Consider the following 23,909-nt stretch of genomic DNA (forward strand, 5'->3'; position numbering starts at 1 on the left):
CATTAGCGTAAGAGGTCCATGTAAGAGCAGGGCTTTTGTGGGAGCAGGCTTGCCCGCGATAGCGGTGTATCAGCCAACTATTTAGCGACTGACACTATGCTATCGCGGGCAAGCCCGCTCCCACCCAAACCCAGTCCACATTGGATTTGTGTGGTCTTGAAGTCAGGCATTCAGCCTTTTTTCTTGTAGGCCACGCAATCGATCTCGACCTTGCAATCGACCATCATGTTCGCTTGCACACAGGCCCGCGCCGGGGCGTGTTCGGGGGTGAAGTACTCGCCGAAGACCTTGTTGAAACTCCAGAAATCCCGGGGGTCTTCCAGCCATACACCGACCCGGACCACGTCTTTGAGCCCATAGCCGGCCTCTGCAAGGATCGCCACGACGTTCTTCATGGTCTGGTGGGTCTGCTCGACAATCCCGCCATTGATGATCTCACCGTCCACCGCCGGCACCTGGCCCGACACGTACAACCAGCCATCCGCCTCCACCGCACGGGCGAATGGGCGGGGTTGGCCACCACCGGCGGTGCTGCCGGCGCCGTAACGAGTAATGCTCATAAAGTTGCTCCTTGATTAAAACCGAATATTTTTCAGAAATTCCGCCAGGCGTGGCGATTGCGGGCGCTCGAAGATGTCTTGGGGCGGCCCCTGCTCTTCAATCCGCCCCTGGTTCATAAACACGATAGTGTCCGAGACCTCGTAGGCAAAGCGCATTTCGTGGGTCACCAGCAACATGGTCATGCCCTCTTGCGCCAGGCCCTTGATCACACTGAGCACTTCGCCGACCAACTCCGGGTCCAGCGCCGAGGTCACTTCGTCGAACAGCATCAGGCTGGGGTTCATCGCAATCGCCCGGGCAATCGCCACCCGCTGTTGCTGACCGCCGGACAACTGACCGGGGAAGTGGTTGCGCCGTTCCAGCAGGCCGACGCGCTCCAGCCATTTTTCCGCCAAGGCCACTGCCTCGTCCTTGCCCATATGCTTGACCTTGAGCAGGCCCAGGGTGACGTTTTGCAACGCGCTCAGATGGGGGAACAGGTTGAATTGCTGGAACGCCATGCCGGTCATGGCGCGGTGCTGGGCGATGAGTTTTTCCGGGTGGCGCACGCGCTTGCCGGCAATTTCACGATAGCCAATGGACTCACCATCGAGGGTGATCTGCCCGCCCTGGAACTCCTCCAGCAGGTTGACGCAGCGCAGCAGCGTGGTCTTGCCCGAGCCGCTGGAGCCGATCAACGTCACCACATTGCCGCGCTGTAGCGACAGGTCGACGCCCTTGAGGACTTCCACCGCGCCGTATTGCTTGCGCAGGCCGCTGATGTTGAGCAAGGGTTGATTCATGGCAAGGCCACCCGTTTTTCAATGTAGCGCCCGAATAACTCGATGGCGTAGTTGATGACAAAGAACAGAAAACCGGCGAACAGGTAGAACTCCAGGGTCATAAAGGTCCGGGCGATGACTTGCTGGGTGCTCAACAGCAACTCGGCAACGCCGATCACCGACAGCAGGGTCGAGGCCTTGACGATCTCGGTGGAGGAATTGACCCAGGTTGGCAAAATCTGCCGCAACGCCTGGGGCAACAGCACATAGCCCAGGGACTGGTAGAAACTCAGGCCAATGGCCTTGCCGGCCTCCAGTTGCCCACGGGGAATGGCTTGCAGCGCACCGCGCACAATCTCGGCGACATGGGAGCCGCAAAACAGCGTGAGGCCCAGGGCGCCGGCCTGGAACGCACCGATCTGCCAGCCCAGAGCCGGCGCCATATAGAAGCAGGCCAGCACCAGCACAAACACCGGAGTGCCGCGGATCAGGTCGACGTACAGGCGAAATGGCGCGCGCATCCAGAACTTGCCGTAGGTCAGCACCAGCCCGGCGACGATGCCGATCAGGGTGCCGAAAATAATCGCCAGCACCGAGCAATACACGCTGGTCTGGAACCCGGCCCACAGGGTTGTCCGGGCAATCCACAACTCATGCAGCCAATCCATGGAGACCCCCTCTTAGCGACGGATCGCCAGGCGCTGTTCCAGGTATCGGAGCAGCATGGCGATGAGATAGCAGGCAGCCACGTAGAGCGCGGTCGTCACCAGCCAGGTTTCAATCACCCGGTAGCTTTCGACGTTGATCTTGCGGGCGTAATAGGTCAGCTCCGGCACGGCAATCGCCGCCGCCAGGGAGGTGTCCTTGAACAGCGAGATAAAGTTGTTCGACAGCGCCGGCAGCACGTTGCGCAGCATCACCGGCACCGTGATGTAAGCGCGGATCTGCCACTCCCCCAGGCCAATCGCCAGGCCGGCTTCGCGCAGGCCCTTGGGAATATTCAACAGGCCGGCACGGAACACTTCGGTCAGGTAGGCCCCGGCGTACAGCGACAGGGTGATGATGAACGAGGGGATCTTGTCCAGGCGGATGCCCAAACTGGGCAAGGCAAAGTAGATCAACAGGATCAGCACCAGGATCGGCGTGTTGCGCACCACCGTCACATACACCGAGGCCAGAATCCGCAGCGCACGGTGCCTGGACAGCATGGCAAAAGCCATCAACAGGCCGATCACGCAGCCGATGGCAATCGACAGCAAGGCCAGTTGCAGGCCCAGGCCGAGCCCCGCCAGCAAGGTGTCGAAATCGCGCCAGACTGCGGCAAAATTCAACTGATAGTTCATGCTCGGCACTACCTTCAGCGGGGCGCCCGTTGCGACGCCCCGCGCTCGACAATCATTTGAATTCCACCGGAAAACCAATCGCCGGGGTCGGCAGATCGACGCCAAACCACTGCTTGAACGAGGCCGCGTAGGTGGGGAACTCGACGCCGGTCATGGCTTCATGCAGGGCGGTGTTGACGAAGTTCAGCCAGTCCTGGTCGCCACGCTTGACCGCGCACGCGTAGGTTTGCGGGCTCCAGGCGTAGCTCGGGCTGCGGTAGCGCCCGGGGTTCTGCACCATCAGGTACTTGACCGAGGACTGGTCGGTGGCGGCGGCGTCGGCACGCCCGGAGTTCACCGCCTGGTACATCAGGTCGACGCTGTCGTATTGGTCGACCTTGGCCTTGGGCAGCGCCTGGTGCACCAGTTCTTCGGCGTAGACGTTTTGCAGCACCGCCACGGTGACGCCATCGCCCGCGGCCTGCAGGTCTTCGATTTGCTGGTATTGGCTGTTGGCCGGCAACAGCAGGCCCACGCCTTCGCGGTAGTACGGCAGGGTAAACGCCACCTGCTGCGCGCGGCTGGCGGTGACGGTGATGAACTGGCAGCTCATGTCGACTTTGTTGGTCAACAGGTTGGGGATGCGCGCATCGGACGACTGCACCACAAACTCGACCTTGCTCGGATCGTTAAACAGGCCCTTGGCGACAATGCGCCCGATATCGATATCGAACCCCTGCAACTTGCCATCCGCGCCCTGGAAATGCCACGGCGCATTGGTACTGCCGGTACCGACAATCAGATGCCCACGCTTAAGCACGTCATCGAGCTTGCTGTCGGCCTGCACCTGGCTGGCGAGGGACACGGCGGCGACAAAGAGAAAAACACCGGCTTTTAACAGGGAGGGTCGGCGATGCATGGCAAGCACTCCAAGGGTTATTTATTCCGCTATACCGGAATAAGGTATGCAATAGCGGAATAAACAGCAGAAAGTGTGCCACAGCCCGTAACAGAAGAATATTGGAGGGTTAAAGTTGTTTTAAATCAGATAGATAGAAATACACCGACAACCCGGGCCCCGCCCGTGACAGCAGGCACACTGCTACCGTGCACCCCAATCCGTAGCGATCCGTCACATTGGCGTGCGCTACCTGTGAATTCTGACAGTAGACCGCCTGGCCCACCCGGCTTAGGGTTTGGCCACAGGCCTATAAGGAGAGTGTCATGGGGTTGATCAACACGGTGATCGACGACGCGGATGCGTATAGACGGGCGCTGCAGACACCCCGCACGGTGTTCATGCTCTTTGTATCGCCCCAGTGCCCGGCGTGCGGCGCGGCCAAGCCACTGTTCAGCAAAGTGGCCAGCCGTTATCGCCGCCAGGCAGCCCTTTATGTACTCGATACGAGCCAGACCCCACGGCATCCCGAGGTCACCGGCACGCCGACGCTGCTGATCCTGAAAAACGGCAGGCTGGTGGAGAAACTCAAGGGGTTCGGCCCCTGGGAGACCCAGGAGCAGACCCTGAAGAAAACCTTCGAGCGGCACACCCGTGGCGTGCCGACCAAAAGGGCCAGGCCCCGTTAACCCGCCGCGACAGGGGTCAACAGCACCTGCGTCACCCGGCGCTCCTCCACTGCCGCCACCGTCAAGCGCCAGCCTTCGTACTCCAGGCTGTCACCCACCGCCGGCAGGCGGTCCAGCAGGCTCATGACCAGCCCGGCAAGGGTCTGGTAATCCTCGGTGGCCACCGCCTGAAAGCCGGTACGCTGGCGAATCAGGTTCAGGTTCAACGCACCGTTGGCGCGGTAACCGCCCTGCTCCTCGACGATGTCCGGGCCTTCGACTTCGCTGGCGTCCGGCAACTCACCGGCGATGGACTCCAGGATGTCGGTCATGCTCAACACCCCCATGAAGTCGCCGAATTCGTTGATCACGAAGGCAATGTGCGTCGACTCCTGGCGCATCTGCTCCAGGGCGTTGAGGATCGAGAAACTGTCGAGCAGGTTGATCGCCCGTCGCGCCAGGTGTTCCAGGTTCGGCTCATTGCCGGCCAGGTACTCCTTGAGCAGCTCCTTCTTGTGCACGAAGCCCAGGGGCTCATCCACCGCGCCATTACGGATCAGCGGCAAGCGCGAGTAGGACGAGTGCATCAATTTCAGGCGAATCGTCTCCGGGTCGTCGGCCAAGTCGATACAGTCGACATTCGCCCGCGGGGTCATCAAGCTGCGGATCGGCCGTTCGGCCAACTGCAATACACCACTGATCATCACGCGCTCACGCCGGTCGAACAGCGGGCCTTGCTGGCCCTGTGGGTCGCCCAACAGGTCGGTCACGTCTTCACCCACTTCCTCGACCGCCAGGCTGCGCCCACCCAACAGGCGCATCACCGCATGGGCGGTACGCTCACGGATCGGCCGCAGGCCCTGCGCCGACTTCTTGCGGCGCGCCCGGGCGATCTGGTTGAACACCTCGATCAAAATCGAGAAACCGATGGCCGCGTACAGGTAGCCTTTGGGGATATGGAAGCCCAGGCCTTCGGCGGTCAGGGCAAAACCGATCATCATCAAGAAGCCCAGGCACAGCATGATCACCGTCGGGTGCGCATTGACGAAACGGGTCAGCGGCTTGCTGGCCACAATCATCACACCGATGGACACGACCACCGCAATCATCATGATCGCCAGTTCATCCACCATGCCGACCGCAGTAATCACCGCGTCCAGGGAGAACACTGCGTCCAGCACCACGATCTGCGCCACGATCGGCCAGAACATCGCGTAGGCCGCATTGCCGGTACGTTCGGTAACGTGCCCTTCGAGCCGTTCATGCAATTCCATGGTGGCCTTGAACAACAGGAACACACCACCAAACAACATGATCAGGTCACGCCCGGAGAAGCTCTTGTCGAACACCTCGAACAGCGGCTGGGTCAGGGTCACCAACCAGGAAATACTCGCCAACAGGCCCAGGCGCATCAGCAGTGCCAGGGACAAACCGATCAACCGCGCACGGTCGCGCTGCTCCGGTGGCAGCTTGTCCGCCAGGATCGCGATAAACACCAGGTTGTCGATACCCAGCACCAGTTCCAGCACAATCAAGGTCAACAGGCCGAGCCAGGCCGTTGGATCCGCTAACCATTCCATATAGAAGTCTCTGTCTCTTTATTGATGTTCAGAATGTCGGGCACAACAAGACGCGGTCGGGTGACCGGGAAAAGGTTAGCAGTCTGAATAGAGGATGTTTGAGCGGGAACGGCGGCAGTAGCGGTCTTGGGGAAAGACGACTGGGGGGCTCCGAGAGGGTGTTCATGCAAGTCCTGCAGTGAAAAAAGGACTTTAATCCTACAGTGGAAATACAAATTTCCTACAATTTAAAACTATTACAAGATCTGTAAAAGCAGATGCCCGAAAACATGTGCTGTGGGCTTGTGTGGGAGCTGGCTTGCCTGCGATAGCATCGCCTCGGTCTAACTGATGCACCGAGGTGTCTGCATCGCAGGCAAGCCAGCTCCCACACAAGCCAGCCCACACACAAACCAGTGTCCACATTTCGACCCGTGTTGTATCAAATTTTACGGGTAGCGTCGTCCAGCGCCAGGATGGTGTGGGCATTGGTCACCGTGGTCGCCAGGGTATTGATCACCCCCGAGCGCAACGCCCCCAGGGTCGCGGCGGCCTTGGTGTTTTCACTGGCAATCGCCACCACATCGGGAATGCGGAACAACTCCTGCACCGTCAAGCCGATCACCCGCCCCTGGATGGCGTTGACCGCCGGCTGGCCGTGGATGTCGATAAAGTCGTAGCCCATCATGTCGCCCACCGTGCCGGACAAGCGCGCCTGGGCGATTTCCTGGGGGGAGAACCAGCCCATGCGCACCATATTGCTGTTCTCGCTCATGTCGCCAATGCCGATCAGCGCCATATCGGCGCGCCGTGCACGGTCGAGGGTGGAGCGTACGGTGTCGTTGCTGATCAGCACGCTGCGCAGTTCCGGGTTGGCCACCAGCGCCGGGGCGTACAGGCTTTCGCTCTCGCCGCCAAAGCGCAGGGCCAGGCGGCGGCAGATATGGTCGGGGTTCATGTATTCGCCGGCCTTGAGCGAACCGCCGATGGCGCAGACAAACGTGCAGTTGCGCGTCACCGGCAAAAACACGTTATCGGCCACGGCCCCGACATTACGGCCCATGCCCACGGCGACAATCATGCCGTCGCCCAGGGTTTTGTTCAGGTAGTTGGCCACCAGGCTGGCCACGGCGGAGCGCTGGGTGTCGGCGTCGCTGTGATCCACCGCGATCAACGCGCGGTCCAGCTGGAAGCGCTCGACCAACGCCTGCTCCAGCTCGTTGTTCATCGCCGGATGCTGCAACACCCGCACCTCGACAATCCCTTCATCACGCGCGCGCTTGAGCAGCCGACTGACTTTGGCCCGGGACAGGTCAAAGCGCTTGGCGATGGCTTCCTGAGTGACGTTCTCAAGGTAATAGAGCATCGCCACTTCGGTCATCAGATCGATATCGCTGGCGGTGCGCAGGGTACTGTCACTCATGGGGACGGGCTTCCGTTTCGGCGTCAAAGGCGCATTCTCCCGACTCTTGCCCCGCCACGTCCACTACTGATGCCCATCACGCTCAATGGCATTGATGCGCTCGACCTTGGCCCCGGAACGCGCCGCCTCGAACTCCGAGGCCAGAAACGCGGTGACGATGCTCTTGGCCAGCTCCGCCCCCACCACTCGCGCACCGATGGACAGGATCTGCGCATCGTTGCTCTTGCGCGCGCGCTCCGCCGAATAGGTGTCATGGGCCTGGGCCGCACGGATCCCCAACACTTTATTGGCCGAGATGGCCATGCCAATGCCCGTGCCACACACCAGCACCCCCAGGCGCTGTTGCCCGGCATTGATGGCCGTGGCCACCGCCAGCGCAATATCCGGGTAGAGCACCGGCGCCGTGGAATGGGTGCCAAAGTCGGTCACCGGATACCCCAGCGCCTCGATATGGCGCCTCAACAGCTCCTTGAGCTCAAAACCCGCTTCGTCGCATCCGATAGCCACCGGAAAAGGTGTGTTCATGGCATTAGGCTCCGCTGTCATGATGACGCTTAAGACTGATCATATGATCACTCAATGAAATTTCTATCAGTCATTTCTCGGATATTCCTCCGCAACTGTCAAGCACGTTTTAACTGACCCACCAGTCAACCCCCTCTAAAACGCCACCCATCAATAAAATGCAGGCAACTACAAGTTTTCAGTGAAAGAGATTGACTGATCAGAATTTCATTTGGTACACATATGATCACGCAGCAACACGACTGTGTACCTAATAAGAACTCACAGCACGAGGACACGCCGATGGCCACGCCATTACTGCTCCAGGCTGAACACGTCGCCAAGGCCTACGCGGGCATTCCCGCCCTGCGTGACGGCCGCCTCTCGCTGCGGGCCGGCAGTGTGCATGCCCTGTGCGGCGGCAATGGCGCCGGCAAATCCACGTTCCTCAGTATCTTGATGGGCATCACCCAGCGTGACGCCGGCAGCATCCTGCTCAATGGCGCCCCCGTGCATTTCCATCGCCCCAGCGAAGCATTGGCGGCGGGGGTCGCGATGATCACCCAGGAGCTGGAACCAATCCCCTACATGAGCGTCGCCGAAAATATCTGGCTGGGCCGCGAACCACGGCGCGTCGGCTGCATCGTCGACAGCAAGGCACTACACCTACGCACCCGCGAACTCCTGGAAAGCCTGGAGTTCGACGTCGAAGCCACCACGCCCATGCATCGCTTGAGCGTGGCGCAGATCCAACTGGTGGAGATCGCCAAGGCGTTCAGCCATGACTGCCAGGTGATGATCATGGACGAACCCACCTCCGCCATCGGCGAGCGCGAAGCCGAGACCCTGTTCAAGGCCATCCGCCGCCTCACCGCCCGTGGCGCCGGGATCGTGTATGTGTCCCATCGCCTCAGCGAGCTTGCACAGATTGCCGACGACTACAGCATCTTGCGCGATGGCGCCTTCGTCGAAAGCGGGCGCATGGCCGATATCGACCGCGCCCACCTGGTGCGCGGTATCGTCGGCCAGGAGCTGACGCGCATCGATCACAAGGTCGGCCGCGCAAGCGCCGCCGAGTGCTGCCTGGACGTCCAGGGCCTGAGCCGTAGCGGCGAGTTCCAGGACATCAGCCTGCAAGTGCGCCAGGGCGAAATCCTCGGCATCTACGGCCTGATGGGCTCGGGGCGCAGCGAGTTCCTCAATTGCATCTACGGCCTGACCACCCCGGACGCCGGCAGCGTCACCCTGCAAGGCAAGCCGATGCCCATCGGCCTGCCCAAGGCGACCATCCGCGCCGGCATGTCCCTGGTCACCGAAGACCGCAAGGAAAGCGGCCTGGTGCTCAGCTCCAGCATCCTCTCGAACATCGCGTTGTCGGCGTACAAGCAGCTGTCGAACTGGTCGCTGATCAATGCACGCAAGGAAAACCAGTTGGCGGCGGACATGGTCAAGCGCCTGCAGATCAAGACCACCTCCCTGAACCTGCCAGTGGCCTCCATGAGCGGTGGCAACCAGCAGAAAGTGGTGCTTGCCAAGTGCCTGTCGACCCAACCGGTGTGCCTTTTGTGCGATGAGCCGACCCGGGGTATCGATGAAGGCGCCAAGCAGGAGATCTATCACTTGCTCGACCAGTTCGTGCGCGCCGGTGGCGCGGCCATCGTGGTGTCGTCCGAAGCCCCGGAACTGCTGCACCTAAGCGACCGTATCGCGATTTTCAAGGGCGGCCGGCTGGTGACTATCAGCAGCGACACCGCCCTTTCCCAGGAAGCCTTGTTGAGTCTTGCCTCATGAATGCCAAAACCCTTGCCGCCCCGCTGACCACCCCTTCGCGCAGCCGCCTGCGGCTTTCCCTCGACCGCTTTGGCCTGCCGCTGGTGTTTATCCTGCTGTGCGTGGTCATGGCGTTTTCCAGCGAATACTTCATGACCTGGCGCAACTGGATGGACATCCTGCGCCAGACCTCGATCAACGGCATCCTGGCCGTGGGCATGACCTATGTGATCCTGACCAAGGGCATCGACCTCTCGGTGGGTTCGATCCTCGCCTTTGCCGGGCTGTGCAGCGCCCTGGTCGCGACCCAGGGCTACGGCCTGCTGGCGGCGGTCAGCGCCGGGATGTTTGCCGGGGCGATGCTGGGGGTGGTGAACGGTTTTATGGTGGCCAACCTGTCGATCCCGCCCTTTGTCGCCACCCTCGGCATGCTGAGTATTGCCCGGGGCATGACCTTTATCCTCAACGACGGCAGCCCGGTCACCGACCTGCCGGACGCCTACCTGGCCCTGGGCATCGGCAAGCTTGGGCCGATTGGCGTACCGATCATCATCTTTGCCGTGGTCGCGCTGATTTTCTGGATGGTGCTGCGCTACACCACCTACGGGCGCTACGTGTACGCGGTGGGTGGCAACGAAAAAAGCGCGCGCACCTCGGGGATTGGCGTGCGCAAGGTGACGTTCTCGGTGTACGTGGTCTCGGGCCTGCTCGCCGGCCTGGCGGGTGTGGTGCTGTCGGCGCGCACCACCTCCGCCCTGCCCCAGGCCGGCATGTCCTATGAGCTGGATGCGATTGCCGCGGTGGTGATCGGCGGCACCAGTTTGTCCGGCGGCGTCGGCACCATCGTCGGCACGCTGTTCGGCGCCCTGCTGATCGGGGTGATCAACAACGGCCTGAACCTGCTCGGTGTGTCCTCCTATTACCAGCAGGTCGCCAAGGGCCTGATCATCGTGCTCGCGGTGTTGATTGACGTGTGGCGCAAGAAAAAACGCTAGTCGCTTTTGCTCTGATCCGAACTGAACGACCACAACAATAAACGGGGTTCTCATCATGAAATTCGCTACATCGTTTGCCGCCGTGGCGGCCCTCTCCCTGCTCGCCAGCAGCATCACCCTGGCCGCCGATGGCAAGACCTACAAAGTCGGCGCCGCCGTGTACGGCCTCAAGGGCCAGTTCATGCAGAACTGGGTGCGCGAGCTCAAGGAACATCCGGCAGTCAAGGACGGCACCGTGCAGTTGACCGTGTTCGACGGCAACTATGACGCGCTGACCCAGAACAACCAGATCGAAAACATGGTCACCCAGCGCTACGACGCGATCCTCTTCGTGCCGATCGACACCAAGGCCGGGGTGGGCACGGTGAAGCAGGCGATGGCCAACGATGTGGTGGTGATCGCCTCCAACACCAAAGTCGCCGATGCCAACGTGCCGTACGTGGGTAACGATGATGTCGAGGGCGGGCGCCTGCAGGCCCAGGCCATGGTCGACAAGCTCCAGGGCAAGGGCAATGTGGTGATCATCCAGGGCCCGATTGGCCAGTCGGCACAGATCGACCGCGAAAAAGGCGAACTGGAAGTGCTGGGCAAGCACCCCGGGATCAAGATCATCGAGAAAAAGACCGCCAACTGGGACCGCGCCCAGGCCCTGAGCCTGACCGAGGACTGGCTCAACGCCCACCCCAAGGGCATCAACGGGGTGATCGCACAAAACGACGACATGGCTCTGGGCGCCGTGCAGGCCCTCAAATCCCATGGCCTGACCTCCAAGGATGTGCCCGTCACCTCCATCGACGGCATGCCCGACGCCATTCAGGCAGCCAAAAGAGATGAAGTCACCACCTTCCTGCAAGACGCCCAGGCCCAGTCCCAGGGCGCACTGGACGTAGCCCTGCGGCAACTGGCGGGTGAAGACTACAAACCCAAGTCGGTGATCTGGGAGCGCTATGCCAAGGACGTAACCTGGGGCGACGGCACCGCGAAGAACTACATCCTGCCGTGGGTGCCGGTGACCAATGCCAATGCGGATGCGCTGTACCAGCAGGTCAGCGGTACTAAATAGCAACGCGGTCAATGTGGGAGCTGGCTTGCCTGCGATTGCATCACCTCGGTATCCCTGACAGACCCAGGTGCCCGCATCGCAGGCAAGCCAGCTCCCACATCCGATCTCCACTGTTTTTGAGAATGGAGTTAAACCAATGTCTGGATTCTGGAACCAAGCCTTCGACCTCACCGGTCGTTGCGCCGTGATCACCGGCGGGGCTGCGGGGATCGGTCTGGCGTGTGCCCACTTGCTGGTGGAGCGTGGCGCGCGCGTGGCCCTGCTCGACCGTGATCCGGCCGTGGTTGAAATCGCCGCCAGCCTGGGCAGCGGGCATCTGGGCCTGGCCGTCGACCTGCGCCAGCTCGACCAGGTGCAGAGCAGCATCGACTACGTGGTCGCGCACTTCAAGCGCCTGGACTGCCTGGTCAACAGCGCCGGCGTGGTGATGTTGGACAAGGCCATCGATGTCAGCGAAAACGCCTGGGACATCACCCTGGAGATCAACCTCAAGGCCAGCTTTTTCGTGGCCCAGGCCTGCGCCCGGCATATGCTCGCCCAGGGCAGCGGGCGCATCGTCAACCTGGCGTCCCAGGCGGCGGTGATCGGCCTGGATCGGCATGTGGCCTATTGCGCGAGCAAGGCTGCGATTGTCGGCATGACCAAGGTCCTGGCCATGGAATGGGCGCCACACATCACGGTAAATGCCATCTCCCCCACCATCGTCGAGACCGCCCTGGGCAAGAAAGCCTGGGCCGGCGATGTGGGCGAACGGGCCAAATTGCAGATCCCGGCGGGCCGTTTTGCCCAGCCGGATGAAATCGCCGGGCTGGCGTTGTACCTGCTCAGCGACGCAGCCCAGATGATCACCGGCGCCAACATGGTGATCGACGGCGGCTACAGCATTCAGTAACCCATCTATTCGTCGTGAGGTCTGTCATGTCCACCGCTACCGAACGTACCGCCGAACAACTCCACCCGGTAATCCCCAAGACCATGCAGGCCGTGGTCTGCCATGGCCCGGAAGACTATCGCCTGGAAACCGTCGATGTACCGACGCCCGGCCCCGACGAGATCCTGACCAAGGTCGAGCTGTGCGGCATCTGCATGGGCGATATCAAGACCTACCGCGGCGCGCCGTCGTTCTGGGGCGACGCCGAGCAGCCGCGCTACGTCAAGCCGCCAATGATTCCCGGGCATGAGTTTGTGTGCCGCGTGGTCGCCCTGGGCCCGGGCGCCGAGAAGCGTGGGGTGAAGGTCGGCGACCGGGTGATTTCCGAGCAGATCGTGCCCTGCTGGGGCTGCCGCTTCTGCAACCACGGCCAGTACTGGATGTGTCAGAAACACGACCTCTACGGCTTCCAGAACAACGTCCAGGGCGCCATGGCCCAGTACATGATTTTCACCAAGGAAGGCATCATCCACCAGGTGCCCGACTCCATCGCGCCAGACGAAGCGATCCTCATCGAACCCCTGGCCTGCTCGCTGCACGCGGCGGAACGGGCCAATGTGGATTTCGACGACGTGGTGGTGGTAGCCGGCGCCGGCACCCTGGGCCTGGGGATCATCGGCGCGGTACGCATGCGCAACCCCAAACGCCTGATCGTGCTCGACATGAAACCCGAACGCGCCGAACTGGCCCTGCGCATGGGCGCCGATGAGGTCTGGAACCCGGCCGAGGTCGATGTACTGGCAAAAATCCGCGACATCACCGACGGCTATGGCTGCGATATCTATATTGAAGCCACCGGGCACCACAAGGCGGTGAACCAGGGCCTGGCGATGCTGCGCAAGCTGGGGCGTTTCGTCGAATTCAGCGTGTTCAACGACGAGGCCACGGTAGATTGGTCGATCATTGGCGACCGCAAGGAACTGGACGTGCTCGGCTCACACCTGGGCCCGTACATGTACCCGCGGGCCATCGACTTTATCGGCAAGCGCAAGATCGACATGCGCGACGTAGTGACCCACAAGTTTGCGCTGGCGGATTTCAAGGAGGCGTTTGCGGTGATGGAGCGCGGGGACAAGTCCTTGAAGGTCGTGCTCGAACCCTGAACCCAACACACATCCAAATGTGGGAGCGGGCTTGCCCGCGATGGCAGTGGGTCAGCCAACTCATGTGTCTTCTGACACACCGCCATCGCGGGCAAGCCCGCTCCTACACTTGAATGACTGCGCCCAAGACAACAAGAACAGGAACCCGCGTTATGAATCGAGTCATCAACGATCCGGACCAAGTGGTCGAGGACATGCTGCGCGGCATTCTGGTCGCCCATCCCGAGCTGCGCCAAAGCGACAGCAACCCCCGTGTGATCAGCAAGGCCAAGCCCTCCGGCCCAGGCCGCGTGGGCATCGTCACTGGGGGCGGCTCCGGCCATGAGCCGGCCTTCCTCGGCTACGTCGGCCCCGGCCTGGTGGACGCGGTGGCCGTCGGCGAAATCTTCTCGTCGCCCACCGCCAAGAGTTTTTTCGATGCCTTCCGGGTCGCCGATCACGGTGCCGGCGTGGCCTGCCTGTATGGCAACTATGCCGGCGACAATATGAACGTGAAGCTGGCGATGAAAATGGCCGCCAGCAAGGACATGCGGATCCGCACCGTGGTTGCCAACGATGACGTAGCCTCGGCGCCCAAGGCCGAGATCGCCAAGCGGCGCGGGGTGGCCGGGGAAATCTTTATGTGGAAGATCGGCGGGGCCGCCGCCGCGCAGCACTATGACCTGGATGGAGTGATCCGCGTCGCACAGAAGGCGGTCGATCACTGCCGCTCCATCGGTATCGGCCTGACGCCCTGCACCATTGCAGCGGTGGGCAAGCCGAACTTCCAGATCGCGGACGGCCAGATGGAACTGGGCATCGGCCATCATGGCGAACCGGGGATCGAGGTAATCCCGATCGAACCCGCCGCCGCCATGGCCGAGCGCATGCTGGCACCGATCCTCGCCGACCGCGACTTCAGCCAGGATGACAGCGTGGTGGTGCTGGTCTCGGGCCTGGGCGCGACACCGGTGATGGAGCTGTACATCTTCTACGCCGAAGTCGAAAGCCAGCTCAAGGCCAAGGGCCTGAAGATTCATCGCTGCTATGTCGGCAACTACTTCACCTCCCTGGAAATGATGGGCGTGACCCTGACCCTGCTGGGCCTGGATGCCGAGCTGAAAACCCTGATCGACCAACCTTGCCGCTCCATCGGCATGACCCAGGCGGAATAAACCATGAGCCAGTCTTTCTCTACCCACGACGGCAGCGCGGTTGTCGCTGACCTGGTCAGCGTGATCGTCGCCAACCGTGAATACCTCAGCGAAGTCGACGGCGCGATTGGCGATGGCGACCATGGCATCAATATGGCCAAGGGCTTTGCCCATTGCGGCCGTACGATCGAAGGCCGGCAGTTGACCCTGGCCGAGGCCCTGGACGAACTGACCCTGAGCCTGATGGAAGGCATCGGCGGCTCCATGGGCCCGCTGTATGGCAGCCTGTTTATCGGCATGGCCGACGAGGTGCGCGGCAGCGAAGACATTGATGCGGCGACCTTCGCCCACTTGTTGCGCGGTGGCCTGACCTCGTTGCAGGACATCACCGAAGCCGGCGTCGGTGATAAGTGCCTGATGGACACCCTGATCCCGGCGGTGCAAGCATTTGAGCGGGCCCAGGCCAGTGGTGCGTCCTTCAGCGAAGCCCTGGAAGCAATGAAACGCGCGGCCTCCCAGGGCCGTGACTCGACCAGGGACCTGGTGGCCAGGATCGGCCGGGCCAGCCGCCTGGGTGAGCGCTCGCTGGGGGTACTGGATGCCGGGGCGGTGTCGTGCTGCCTGATCCTCACGCAGTTGGCGGACTCGATCCAACCCCGCCTGGCCCCGTAGGCGCGAGCTTGTGCTTGACGTGTTGGATATACCGCGCCACCGCCGGGGCCTTTTCAAAGCGCCGGTAAATCAGCGACAGCCACGACGAGGCATCGCTGCCCTCGATGGTGCGGTAGTGCACACCCGGCAGGCTGACATGCCCCACCACCGACTCCGGCACCACCGCCACGCCCTGCCCCAGCGACACCAGGGCAATCACCGCCACCAGGCCGCCCGGCTGCGGCCCCAGGCGCGGGGCATAACCGCCTTGTGCGGCCACCTGCAAGGTGCCGCTGATTTGCTCGGGCAGGATGAAGGTCTCGTTCTGCAAATGCGCGCAGGTGATCGCCTTCAAGCCCAGCAGCCACGAGCCCTGGGGCAGCGCCAGGACAAAACCTTCGCTGCCCAGGCGTAGCGCCTCCACGCCATCGGGCAAGGTCATGGGCGAGCGGATATAGCCAATGTCGTAGCGCCCTTCGGCCACCAGCCCCGGCAGCAAGGCCATGGGGCTTTCCCGCACGCTGAGGCTGACATCGGCAAACTGCGCGCAGAACCCCTGTACCTGGCGTTGCAGCACCCCGGAATACACCGCCGACGCCACATAGCCCAATTCGATATGACCGATCTCGCCACGCCCGGCGCGCTGGGCATTGCGCTGGGCAAACTCGAACTGGCGCACGGTGGCTTCCGCTTCAGCCAACAGCGCAGTGCCCGCCTCCGTCAGGCTGACGTCACGCTGGCGCCGGATAAACAGGCGGGTGCCCAGGGTGCGCTCCATATCCTGGATCTGCCGGCTCAAGGTGGGCGGGGCAATATCCAGCTGCTCGGCGGCACGCGTGAAGTTGCGGTGCCGGGCAACGGCCAGGAAGTAGCGGAAATGACGTATTTCCATAACAGGATTAGCTCAAAGGTAATGAAGTGCCTCGCTTCGGCTAACAGAACTGATAAGCGCCGACGATAAGCTGACAGGACGCCCACAGTAGAGAGTCCTCGTGATGCCCGTCAAATCCAGCTTATCTGTTGCCTGCCAGGTAATCATGCCATGAGCCAGGTCAGCCCACGCCTTACCCTGTTGACCGCCTCCGGGGTTTGTTCACTGATTGTCCTCGACACCAATATCGTCGCCGTGACCCTGCCGACCATTGCCCGGGACCTGGGGGCCAATTTCGCCGATATCGAATGGGTCGTCAGCGCCTATATGCTGGCGTTTGCCGCCCTGCTGCTGCCGGCCGGGAGCATTGCCGACCGCTTCGGCCGCAAGAAAACCCTGGTGTGGGGCCTGGGTATTTTTATCCTCGCCTCCCTGGGCTGTGGCGCCGCGCCCAGCGTACTGCTGCTGGATATCGCCCGCGCCGTGAAGGGTGTCGGGGCCGCGTTGCTGTTGACTTCGGCCCTAGCCTCCATCGGCCATGCCTTTCATGATGAACTGGAACGGGCCAAGGCCTGGGCGTTCTGGGGCGCCTGCATGGGCGTGGCGATGACCGCTGCCCCGACCCTTGGCGGCCTGATTACCCACTACATGGGCTGGCGCTGGATTTTCTACCTCAACCTGCCGGTGGGCCTGGCCTTGCTGGCGCTGGTCCTGCACGCCATCCCGGAATCGCGCGACAGCCAAGCGGCACGCCTCGATCCCTGGGGCAGCCTGGCCTTCAGCGCCAGCCTGCTGTGCCTGATCTGGGGCCTGATCGAAGCCAACCGGATCGGCTGGGACAACCCGTTGACCTATGCGCGGTTGCTCGGCGGCGCGTTCCTGCTGGGCCTGTTTGTGCTGGTGGAGCGTTTGCAACGCCGGCCCATGGTGGACCTGCAACTGTTCCAGTACCCGCGGTTTATCGGGGCCTTGCTGGGGATGTTTGCCTATGCCGGTTGTGCCCAGGTGATGATGACGCTGCTGCCGTTCTACCTGCAAAACGGCCTGGGGTTTTCCGCGATTGCCTCGGGCCTGGGGATGCTGCCGTTTGCCCTGACCATGCTGATCTGCCCGCGTATCGGCGCACGCCTGGCCAGCCGCTTCGCTCCTGCAACCATGATGGCGGCCGGCCTGGCCCTGGTGGGCAGCGGCAACCTGCTCAGCGCCTGGGCAGTGACTGCCGGCGGTTACCTGCCGTTCGCCCTGGCGATAGCCGTGACCGGTGCCGGTGCCGGCCTGCTCAATGGCGATACCCAGAAAAACATCATGGCCTGCGTGCCAAGGGACCGCGCGGGCATGGCGTCGGGCATGAGTACCACCATGCGTTTCAGCGCGATCATGTTGGCGGTCGGGGTATACGGGGCGCTGTTGGCCAGCCATAGCGAGCATCTGCTGCAAACCAGCCTTGGCACGCAATGGCAGGCCCAGGTGCCGGGGATTGCCTCGCGGGTGGTGGCTGGGGATATGCCTGCGGCCATGGCGCTGCTGCCGGAGTCGGCGCAGGGGCTGGTGCAACCCTTGGCGTGGCAGGCGTTTGTCGGTGGGTTTGCCAGGGTGTTGTGGGTGGCGGGGCTATTGGGGCTGCTGGGGGCGCTGGTGGTGGGCCTGCTGATGCGGCATCCGGTGCCGCTGCTGCCGGAGCAACGCAACCCCTTGTAGGCGCCGGCTTGCCAGCGATGGCGAGCAGAAGATCGTCATTGCCGGCAAGCCGTGCCCTACAGGGCGGGGGTTACCAGAAGCGCTGCTGGGTCAGGCGGCTCCACCAGGCCAGCAGCACTCGGTCCACCGAGCCGCTGGCCGCCAGGCCCACCCGCTCCTGCAGGCTTTTACGCTCGGCATAGTGCAGGTGGAACAGCTCGGCGGTCTTGGCCCTGGTGGCCAGGTATTCGTCACTGGTCTGCAGCGCGTCCACCAGTTGCTTGTCCAGCGCCGCGACGCCCAGCCAGACTTCACCGGTGGCCACTTCATCAATCGCCAGTTGCGGGCGATAGCGCGACACGAAGTTCTTGAACAACTGATGGGTGATATCCAGGTCTTCCTGGAACTTCTCCCGGCCCTTCTCGGTGTTTTCGCCAAACACGGTGAGGGTGCGCTTGTACTCGCCAGCCGTCAGCACTTCAAAGTCGATATCGTGTTTTTTCAGCAGGCGGTTGACGTTGGGCAACTGGGCCACCACGCCAATCGAGCCGAGGATGGCAAATGGCGCACTGATGATCTTCTCACCGATGCACGCCATCATGTAGCCGCCGCTGGCCGCGACCTTGTCGATACACACCGTCAACGGCACACCCGCCTCGCGGATCCGCGCCAATTGCGACGACGCCAGGCCATAGCTGTGGACCATGCCACCGCCGCTTTCCAGGCGCAGCACCACTTCGTCCTTGGGTGTGGCCAGGCTCAGCAGCGCGGTGATTTCATGGCGCAGGCTGTCGGTGGCCGAGGCCTTGATGTCCCCGTCAAAATCCAGCACAAACACCCGCGGTTTGGCCTCGGGGGTTTTCTTCTGTTTTTTCTCGGATTTGCTTTGGGACTTGCGCAGCGCCTTGAGCTGGTCCTTGTCGAGCAGGGTCTGCTCCAGGCGCTCGCGCAGGCCCTTGTAGAAATCATTGAGCTTGCTGACCTGCAACTGCCCGGCCTGCTTGCGCCGGCCCTTGCTGCGCAACGCTGCAAAACTGATCAGCACCACCAGGATAGCGACGACCAACGTAACGGTTTTAGCCAGAAAACTTGCATACTCAGCCAGAAACTCCATGGGACTCCTTACAGAAACGGTGCGCCAGGCGCGGATTGCCCCAGCATACCGGCGGGACTGCCGGCGGGCCAGAGCTGAAACCCCTTGAAACGGGACTCTAAAGGATCATGCGCGCGTAATGATCCAACAAACACCGCTCGACAGCTCCCACAGGGATATCAGCCTCTAACGAGCTTTTAAAACAAGCGTATGTTTTTTCATTGACAGCTTCCCGGCATCCTCATAACCTCGCCAGACTTTCAACGTACCGGGTGAACGGACGTGGGCAGCATCTATTTGATTCGACATGGCCAGGCCTCCTTCGGTGCAGACGACTATGACGTCCTGTCGCCCGTCGGTGTGCAGCAGGCCCAGGTACTGGGCAGCCACCTGGCCGACCTGGGCCTGACGTTCGACCGTTGTGTGTCGGGCGACCTGCGGCGCCAGCAGCACACGGCCAACGCCACGTTCGAGTCCATCGGCGCCCAGGGCCTGCCGGTGCCGCCCCTGGAAATCGACAGCGCCTTCAACGAATTCGACGCCGACGCGATCATCCGCGCCCTGCTCCCGGACCTGCTCGGCAGCGAGCCGCAAGCCCTGGAAACCCTGCGCAACGCCCCGCAGAAGCGGGGTGAGTTCCAGCGTATCTTTGCCCTGATCATCGAGCGCTGGCTGAGCGGCACCTACGACCCCCCCGGCCTGGAAAGCTGGCTGGGGTTTGTCGAGCGCGTCCAGGGTGGCTTGCAGCGCCTGCTGGAGAGTGCCGACAATGCCCACAAGATCGCGGTATTTACCTCCGGCGGCACCATCACCGCCCTGCTCCACCTGATTACCCGCATGCCTGCCGCCCAGGCTTTCGAGCTGAACTGGCAGATTGTCAACACCTCGCTCAACCACTTGAAGTTCCGTGGTCGCGAAGTGGCGCTGGCTTCCTTCAACAGCCATACCCACTTGCAACTGTTGAAGGCGCCGCAGCTCATCACTTTCCGATGAATTGCGGCCAACCGTGACCCCAAGGTCACTGGCACCACCCATAAAAGGATCGAACCATGACTGACGTAGCTAAAGCCGTAGAAGCAATGAAAGCCAAATTCAACCCAGGCGCTGCCGACGGCCTGGACCTGGTGTTCGGTTTCCGTATCGACGAGACCCAGAACTTCTCGCTGATCGTCAAGGACAGCACTTGCGAATTGCAAGAAGGCGTGAACCCTGACGCCCAGGTGACTCTGGTGATGGACGCTGAAACCATGAAAGGGATCGTCAGCGGCGAAACCGACGGCATGCAGGCCTTCATGGGCGGCAAGCTGCGCACCGAAGGCGACATGATGCTGGCGATGAAACTCAGCGAGCTGTTCCCGGCCTGATCCAGGGCAATCTGGGTTGACCAATCCCGCCTACCCAGGCGGGATTTTTGTATGTGCCGGTGGCGCTCATTCATTTGCAGAATGAAGTCCAGAGGAATCTTCATTTGCGCCCACGGGCCACGCCCAACAAAATCTGGCTCACGGCCCACACCACCGTTATCGCCGCCAGGAATTCTCTATGCCGACCCCGCGTCTTATCAGCCCCGATGCCATCCGCAAAGACTTCTCCCGGGCCATGTCCGACATGTACCGCGAGGAAGTGCCGCTGTATGGCGCGCTGCTGGAACTGGTGGCCGACACCAATGCCCGGGTGCTGGCAAGCGACCCTGCCCTGGCGCGGCAACTGCAACGCACCGGCGAAATCCAGCGCCTGGACAGGGAACGCCACGGTGCCATCCGCCTGGGCAGCGCCTATGAACTGGCAACCATCCGCCGTCTGTTTGCGGTGATGGGCATGCAGCCGGTAGGCTACTACGACCTCACCCCGGCCGGCGTGCCGGTGCATGCCACGGCCTTTCGCGCCGTGCATGAAAGCGCCTTGCAGACCAGCCCGTTCCGGGTCTTCACCTCGCTGCTGCGCCTGGAACTGATCGAAAACCTTGAACTGCGGGCCTTTGCCGAAGCCGCCCTGGCCAAGCGTTCAATCTTCACCCCACGCGCCCTGGCCCTGATCGAGCAGGCTGAAGCCGACGGCGGCCTCAATGCCAGCGATGCCCAGGCCTTTATCCAACAAGCCCTGGAAACCTTTCGCTGGCACCACACCGCCACGGTCAGCGCGGCCCAGTACCAACAACTCAGCGACCAGCACCGGTTGATTGCCGACGTGGTGGCCTTCAAGGGCCCGCACATCAATCACCTGACCCCACGCACCCTGGACATCGACCGCGTACAAGCCGACATGCCCGGCAAAGGCATCACCCCCAAAGCCGTGATCGAAGGCCCACCCCGCCGCCAATGCCCGATCCTGCTGCGCCAGACCAGCTTCAAGGCCCTCGACGAAGCCATTGCCTTTACCGATGCCAAGGGCAGCCACAGCGCACGCTTTGGCGAGATCGAACAACGCGGCGTGGCCCTGACCCCCAAGGGCCGGGCGCTCTATGATCAGTTGCTCAACGCCGCCCGGGACGAACTGGGCGCCTTTCCCAATGAAGCCAACGCCCAGCGCTACACCGACCTGATGGAGCAACACTTCCAGGCCTTCCCGGATAATCACCGGGCCATGCGCGAGCAAGGGTTGGCGTTCTTTCGCTACGGGGTGACCGACAAGGGCCGTGCCGCCGGGAAGGGCGCGCCACAGAGCCTGGACGCATTGGTCGAGGCGGGTTACGTCGATATCGAACCGTTGGTGTATGAGGATTTCCTGCCGGTCAGCGCGGCGGGGATTTTCCAGTCGAACCTGGGCGATGCCGCGCAGAATCACTACACGGCCAACGCCAACCAGGCTGAGTTTGAACAGGCCCTGGGCCGCCAGACCCTGGATGAGTTGCAGCTGTATGCAGACACCCAGCAGCGCTCGATCGACACCTGCCTACAGGCGCTGCGCACCTAGAAAAAGAGTTCGCCCGACACCACAACGCATTCCATGCGTAGTCAACTTGCCCCAGGGCCGGGCGAACGGTTGGGATAATAGGCAGTGGCGAGGCGGCTGTCCTTGGGGCAATTCTGAAGAAATATGGAGCCTTCTCTTATCGACTCTGCCTCCTTGCCCGCGTCAGGCAGCCTCCTGCACTTTGGAATGTTTTGAGACTGCTGCGCAGCGCGAGCAAGCTTTCCCGCAACGAGGGAAACCTTATAGAAATCTATACCTCATCGTACGCAGACAACACTCCGCAAGACGGTAATGGTTATAATCGCCTGCTAATTCGCCATGTATTAAAACGATCATATACGCGACCGGAAAAGTACTACAACGATTTAGGACGCTTTTGATTTGATATAAATCCAATCCGAGACGATGCTCATCAAACCAGCTAGTACATAGAGGCTCTTATTCACTACCGGAGGCTTTTATGAACACACCATCAAAGATAAGCATCGTAATCGTAGGAGCAGGACACATGGGGAGTGCACTCGCACTCGGACTAAAAAATTCCAACCTCAATATCTCTATAATCGTAATCGAGCCCAACCCCATTCGGCGCGCCAGTATTACTGCTAATGGAATATGCACACAAGAGAGCATACCAGAACTAAAAAACACAAAAATCTTATTGTTAGCTATTCCTCCTCAAGCATTTTTTTCTTTTACAGAAAACTGTGAAAAAATTAAAAATTATTCAGGCTTGGTAATTTCAGTTATGGCTGGACTTACCATATCAACACTAAAAAAGGCTACTTACACAACACAAATTTGTCGTGCCATGCCAAACATCTCCTGCGCAAACCTAGATGGAATGACTGTTCTTTACTACTCAAAGAAAACCACAAATACAAACAGAGCATTGACCAACCAATTATTTTCCAGCCTTGGAAAATGTCTCCTGTTAAAGAAAGAATATTTAATTGATAGTGCCACGGCATTAGTCGGTGGAGGCCCTGCTTACGTCGCCTATTTCGCAACTTCCTTATTAAATTTTGCAACAAGCAATGGTTTCGATAAAAAAGCGCATTACTTATAACCACTCAAATAATTCGAGGCACCACCACTCTACTAGCTGAAAACAAAAATTCCCCTCTGAACATTTGCAAGCTTGTAATGACAGCCAAAGGTACAACCGAGCAAGCAATTAAATACCTTGACAAAAATAAATTAAGCAATCTTGTCATCGAAGGTCTAAACAAGGCTTGTGCACAGTCCAAAAAAATAGGCGAAGGGAGATAAAACACATGTTGGGACTTATTGATCACGGTGTACCTGGATGGTCTCAACCCAGTGACGGATTTCACTATTTAAACAGCCAGCCTTCCACTTACGAAGTCTATTTTGGCCTTGGACAAAGACTAATTTTTTTAAACACTCTCAACGTATTTAAAATAAGCTTAGCCGGCTTAAAACTTGGTGACTATCTGGTTCGCACATCAGATGCTATTACTTTGAATGGTAGCTTTCTAGATATTGGAACGGGAAGTGGCGCACATGCATTACTGATGAGAAAACTCGGCAACAAAAAAATTATTGCAACGGACATATGCAAGGCATCTATTAATCAAGCAAAAACACATGAAAAAATTAATTTTAAAACCAGCGAAATTACATTCCACATAAGTAATCTTTTTGAAAAAATCCCGCAACAGAAATTTCAAACTATTGCCTTTAACCCTCCAGGTTGGCGTACACCATCCACCTCACTAATCAAGATTCTAGAGGGTTTGGAGCGCAAAGGAGAGCTCTCTGCTCGCGCAATGTTTTATGGCGATGACGTCATAACACGCTTCCTCGAAGACCTCCCGAGATACCTTAGCATTGGCGGCAGAGCCATTATCGGTCTCAACTCTCTAGGGAAATCCTGAAAAAGACTTTCTTATTTGGCAAAATACCCCGAGTCCCATCGCCGAGCCATTCCATGAAGCAGATGACCTTCGCCGACGCCGAGTACGCCGGCAAACGCAAACAGACCCGCAA

The 23,909-nt window shown here is 60.6% G+C and carries 23 protein-coding genes and 1 pseudogene; 14 read left to right on the forward strand and 10 right to left on the reverse strand.

Annotated elements, in window-relative coordinates; translation table 11 throughout:
* Positions 1-170: 170 nt before the first annotated feature.
* Genes BLL38_RS23830 through BLL38_RS23850 form a run of 5 tightly spaced genes read right to left on the reverse strand, consistent with a single transcriptional unit; the run spans position 171 to position 3,563 of the window.
* The gene (locus BLL38_RS23830; protein ID WP_076964575.1) at positions 171-560 is read right to left on the reverse strand and encodes a RidA family protein; all 390 of its coding nucleotides are present in this window, start codon (positions 558-560) and stop codon (positions 171-173) included.
* 15 nt (positions 561-575) lie between these two features.
* Positions 576-1,343, reverse strand: coding sequence for an amino acid ABC transporter ATP-binding protein (locus BLL38_RS23835; RefSeq protein ID WP_076964576.1), 768 nt, complete (start codon positions 1,341-1,343; stop codon positions 576-578).
* A complete protein-coding gene (locus BLL38_RS23840; protein WP_076964577.1) occupies positions 1,340-1,990 on the reverse strand; it encodes an amino acid ABC transporter permease in 651 nt (216 codons plus the stop codon). Before BLL38_RS23840 ends, BLL38_RS23835 begins: the two co-directional genes overlap by 4 nt.
* A gap of 12 nt (positions 1,991-2,002) precedes the next feature.
* The gene (locus BLL38_RS23845) at positions 2,003-2,665 is read right to left on the reverse strand and encodes an amino acid ABC transporter permease (RefSeq protein ID WP_057440843.1); all 663 of its coding nucleotides are present in this window, start codon (positions 2,663-2,665) and stop codon (positions 2,003-2,005) included.
* A 52-nt stretch (positions 2,666-2,717) separates the two neighbouring features.
* The gene (locus BLL38_RS23850) at positions 2,718-3,563 is read right to left on the reverse strand and encodes a transporter substrate-binding protein (protein WP_076964578.1); all 846 of its coding nucleotides are present in this window, start codon (positions 3,561-3,563) and stop codon (positions 2,718-2,720) included.
* Positions 3,564-3,868: 305 nt separating this feature from the next.
* Here BLL38_RS23850 and BLL38_RS23855 point away from each other — a divergent pair, with 305 nt between their 5' ends.
* Positions 3,869-4,231 carry a thioredoxin family protein gene (locus tag BLL38_RS23855; RefSeq protein WP_076964579.1) on the forward strand — a complete coding sequence of 121 codons (363 nt, stop codon included), beginning with the start codon at positions 3,869-3,871 and terminating at the stop codon, positions 4,229-4,231.
* On the opposite strand, the gene BLL38_RS23860 is transcribed toward BLL38_RS23855, so the two are convergent.
* The 3 genes from BLL38_RS23860 to rpiB all read right to left on the reverse strand — a co-directional run bounded on the left by BLL38_RS23860 (position 4,228) and on the right by rpiB (position 7,717).
* Complete coding sequence (locus tag BLL38_RS23860) at positions 4,228-5,790, reverse strand: TerC family protein (protein WP_076964580.1); 1,563 nt, start codon at positions 5,788-5,790, stop codon at positions 4,228-4,230. The genes BLL38_RS23855 and BLL38_RS23860 overlap by 4 nt on opposite strands.
* A 421-nt stretch (positions 5,791-6,211) precedes the next feature.
* Complete coding sequence (locus BLL38_RS23870; RefSeq protein ID WP_076964582.1) at positions 6,212-7,192, reverse strand: sugar-binding transcriptional regulator; 981 nt, start codon at positions 7,190-7,192, stop codon at positions 6,212-6,214.
* A gap of 63 nt (positions 7,193-7,255) precedes the next feature.
* The gene (gene rpiB / locus BLL38_RS23875; protein ID WP_076964583.1) at positions 7,256-7,717 is read right to left on the reverse strand and encodes a ribose 5-phosphate isomerase B; all 462 of its coding nucleotides are present in this window, start codon (positions 7,715-7,717) and stop codon (positions 7,256-7,258) included.
* Positions 7,718-7,999: 282 nt separating this feature from the next.
* On the opposite strand from rpiB, the gene BLL38_RS23880 reads away from it, so the two are divergent.
* The 7 genes from BLL38_RS23880 (at position 8,000) to dhaL (ending at position 15,363) form a co-directional block, all read left to right on the forward strand.
* Positions 8,000-9,487, forward strand: coding sequence for a sugar ABC transporter ATP-binding protein (locus BLL38_RS23880; RefSeq protein ID WP_076964584.1), 1,488 nt, complete (start codon positions 8,000-8,002; stop codon positions 9,485-9,487).
* Positions 9,484-10,461: an ABC transporter permease gene (locus BLL38_RS23885; RefSeq protein WP_076964585.1), complete on the forward strand. Its 978-nt coding sequence runs from the start codon at positions 9,484-9,486 to the stop codon at positions 10,459-10,461. Before BLL38_RS23880 ends, BLL38_RS23885 begins: the two co-directional genes overlap by 4 nt.
* Before the next feature lie 55 nt (positions 10,462-10,516).
* Positions 10,517-11,524 (forward strand): substrate-binding domain-containing protein, encoded by a 1,008-nt coding sequence (locus tag BLL38_RS23890; protein ID WP_076964586.1) that lies wholly within the window; start codon positions 10,517-10,519, stop codon positions 11,522-11,524.
* A 136-nt stretch (positions 11,525-11,660) separates the two neighbouring features.
* Positions 11,661-12,416, forward strand: coding sequence for an SDR family oxidoreductase (locus tag BLL38_RS23895; RefSeq protein ID WP_076964587.1), 756 nt, complete (start codon positions 11,661-11,663; stop codon positions 12,414-12,416).
* Positions 12,417-12,442: 26 nt separating this feature from the next.
* Positions 12,443-13,558, forward strand: a complete 1,116-nt coding sequence (locus BLL38_RS23900) for an MDR/zinc-dependent alcohol dehydrogenase-like family protein (RefSeq protein ID WP_076964588.1) — start codon at positions 12,443-12,445, stop codon at positions 13,556-13,558.
* Positions 13,559-13,710: 152 nt separating this feature from the next.
* Positions 13,711-14,712 carry a dihydroxyacetone kinase subunit DhaK gene (locus BLL38_RS23905; protein WP_076964589.1) on the forward strand — a complete coding sequence of 334 codons (1,002 nt, stop codon included), beginning with the start codon at positions 13,711-13,713 and terminating at the stop codon, positions 14,710-14,712.
* Positions 14,713-14,715: 3 nt separating this feature from the next.
* Complete coding sequence (gene dhaL / locus BLL38_RS23910) at positions 14,716-15,363, forward strand: dihydroxyacetone kinase subunit DhaL (RefSeq protein ID WP_076964590.1); 648 nt, start codon at positions 14,716-14,718, stop codon at positions 15,361-15,363.
* On the opposite strand, the gene BLL38_RS23915 is transcribed toward dhaL, so the two are convergent.
* Positions 15,320-16,234: a LysR family transcriptional regulator gene (locus BLL38_RS23915; protein WP_076964591.1), complete on the reverse strand. Its 915-nt coding sequence runs from the start codon at positions 16,232-16,234 to the stop codon at positions 15,320-15,322. The genes dhaL and BLL38_RS23915 overlap by 44 nt on opposite strands.
* A gap of 150 nt (positions 16,235-16,384) precedes the next feature.
* Here BLL38_RS23915 and BLL38_RS23920 point away from each other — a divergent pair, with 150 nt between their 5' ends.
* Complete coding sequence (locus tag BLL38_RS23920) at positions 16,385-17,911, forward strand: MFS transporter (RefSeq protein ID WP_076964592.1); 1,527 nt, start codon at positions 16,385-16,387, stop codon at positions 17,909-17,911.
* A gap of 70 nt (positions 17,912-17,981) precedes the next feature.
* Here BLL38_RS23920 and sohB read toward each other — a convergent pair whose 3' ends face one another.
* Positions 17,982-19,004, reverse strand: coding sequence for a protease SohB (gene sohB, locus BLL38_RS23925; protein ID WP_076964593.1), 1,023 nt, complete (start codon positions 19,002-19,004; stop codon positions 17,982-17,984).
* A 261-nt stretch (positions 19,005-19,265) separates the two neighbouring features.
* Here sohB and BLL38_RS23930 point away from each other — a divergent pair, with 261 nt between their 5' ends.
* The 5 genes and pseudogenes from BLL38_RS23930 to BLL38_RS23955 all read left to right on the forward strand — a co-directional run bounded on the left by BLL38_RS23930 (position 19,266) and on the right by BLL38_RS23955 (position 23,797).
* Positions 19,266-19,976 (forward strand): histidine phosphatase family protein, encoded by a 711-nt coding sequence (locus BLL38_RS23930; RefSeq protein WP_076964594.1) that lies wholly within the window; start codon positions 19,266-19,268, stop codon positions 19,974-19,976.
* Positions 19,977-20,032: 56 nt separating this feature from the next.
* Positions 20,033-20,347 carry an SCP2 sterol-binding domain-containing protein gene (locus tag BLL38_RS23935; protein WP_076964595.1) on the forward strand — a complete coding sequence of 105 codons (315 nt, stop codon included), beginning with the start codon at positions 20,033-20,035 and terminating at the stop codon, positions 20,345-20,347.
* Positions 20,348-20,525: 178 nt separating this feature from the next.
* Positions 20,526-21,896, forward strand: coding sequence for a 2-oxoadipate dioxygenase/decarboxylase HglS (gene hglS, locus BLL38_RS23940; RefSeq protein WP_076964596.1), 1,371 nt, complete (start codon positions 20,526-20,528; stop codon positions 21,894-21,896).
* Positions 21,897-22,356: 460 nt separating this feature from the next.
* Positions 22,357-23,168: pseudogene (locus tag BLL38_RS23945) on the forward strand (pyrroline-5-carboxylate reductase family protein).
* 5 nt (positions 23,169-23,173) lie between these two features.
* A complete protein-coding gene (locus BLL38_RS23955; RefSeq protein WP_076964598.1) occupies positions 23,174-23,797 on the forward strand; it encodes a methyltransferase domain-containing protein in 624 nt (207 codons plus the stop codon).
* Positions 23,798-23,909: the final 112 nt, after the last annotated feature.

Origin of the sequence: Pseudomonas gessardii, assembly GCF_001983165.1 — a bacterium.
In the GTDB taxonomy this organism is placed as follows: Bacteria; Pseudomonadota; Gammaproteobacteria; order Pseudomonadales; family Pseudomonadaceae; genus Aquipseudomonas; species Aquipseudomonas gessardii.

Excerpts from the sequence above, each read along its gene's own strand:
- BLL38_RS23870 (WP_076964582.1), bottom strand. The coding sequence starts at position 7,192 with ATGAGTGACAGTACCCTGCGCACCGCCAGCGATATCGATCTGATGACC.
- BLL38_RS23840 (WP_076964577.1), bottom strand. The coding sequence starts at position 1,990 with ATGGATTGGCTGCATGAGTTGTGGATTGCCCGGACAACCCTGTGGGCC.
- BLL38_RS23955 (WP_076964598.1), top strand. The coding sequence starts at position 23,174 with ATGTTGGGACTTATTGATCACGGTGTACCTGGATGGTCTCAACCCAGT.
- BLL38_RS23905 (WP_076964589.1), top strand. The coding sequence starts at position 13,711 with ATGAATCGAGTCATCAACGATCCGGACCAAGTGGTCGAGGACATGCTG.
- BLL38_RS23895 (WP_076964587.1), top strand. The coding sequence starts at position 11,661 with ATGTCTGGATTCTGGAACCAAGCCTTCGACCTCACCGGTCGTTGCGCC.
- BLL38_RS23920 (WP_076964592.1), top strand. The coding sequence starts at position 16,385 with ATGAGCCAGGTCAGCCCACGCCTTACCCTGTTGACCGCCTCCGGGGTT.
- hglS (WP_076964596.1), top strand. The coding sequence starts at position 20,526 with ATGCCGACCCCGCGTCTTATCAGCCCCGATGCCATCCGCAAAGACTTC.
- BLL38_RS23915 (WP_076964591.1), bottom strand. The coding sequence starts at position 16,234 with ATGGAAATACGTCATTTCCGCTACTTCCTGGCCGTTGCCCGGCACCGC.
- BLL38_RS23855 (WP_076964579.1), top strand. The coding sequence starts at position 3,869 with ATGGGGTTGATCAACACGGTGATCGACGACGCGGATGCGTATAGACGG.
- rpiB (WP_076964583.1), bottom strand. The coding sequence starts at position 7,717 with ATGAACACACCTTTTCCGGTGGCTATCGGATGCGACGAAGCGGGTTTT.
- BLL38_RS23830 (WP_076964575.1), bottom strand. The coding sequence starts at position 560 with ATGAGCATTACTCGTTACGGCGCCGGCAGCACCGCCGGTGGTGGCCAA.
- BLL38_RS23900 (WP_076964588.1), top strand. The coding sequence starts at position 12,443 with ATGTCCACCGCTACCGAACGTACCGCCGAACAACTCCACCCGGTAATC.
- BLL38_RS23850 (WP_076964578.1), bottom strand. The coding sequence starts at position 3,563 with ATGCATCGCCGACCCTCCCTGTTAAAAGCCGGTGTTTTTCTCTTTGTC.
- BLL38_RS23835 (WP_076964576.1), bottom strand. The coding sequence starts at position 1,343 with ATGAATCAACCCTTGCTCAACATCAGCGGCCTGCGCAAGCAATACGGC.
- dhaL (WP_076964590.1), top strand. The coding sequence starts at position 14,716 with ATGAGCCAGTCTTTCTCTACCCACGACGGCAGCGCGGTTGTCGCTGAC.
- BLL38_RS23860 (WP_076964580.1), bottom strand. The coding sequence starts at position 5,790 with ATGGAATGGTTAGCGGATCCAACGGCCTGGCTCGGCCTGTTGACCTTG.
- BLL38_RS23935 (WP_076964595.1), top strand. The coding sequence starts at position 20,033 with ATGACTGACGTAGCTAAAGCCGTAGAAGCAATGAAAGCCAAATTCAAC.
- BLL38_RS23880 (WP_076964584.1), top strand. The coding sequence starts at position 8,000 with ATGGCCACGCCATTACTGCTCCAGGCTGAACACGTCGCCAAGGCCTAC.
- BLL38_RS23885 (WP_076964585.1), top strand. The coding sequence starts at position 9,484 with ATGAATGCCAAAACCCTTGCCGCCCCGCTGACCACCCCTTCGCGCAGC.
- sohB (WP_076964593.1), bottom strand. The coding sequence starts at position 19,004 with ATGGAGTTTCTGGCTGAGTATGCAAGTTTTCTGGCTAAAACCGTTACG.
- BLL38_RS23890 (WP_076964586.1), top strand. The coding sequence starts at position 10,517 with ATGAAATTCGCTACATCGTTTGCCGCCGTGGCGGCCCTCTCCCTGCTC.
- BLL38_RS23845 (WP_057440843.1), bottom strand. The coding sequence starts at position 2,665 with ATGAACTATCAGTTGAATTTTGCCGCAGTCTGGCGCGATTTCGACACC.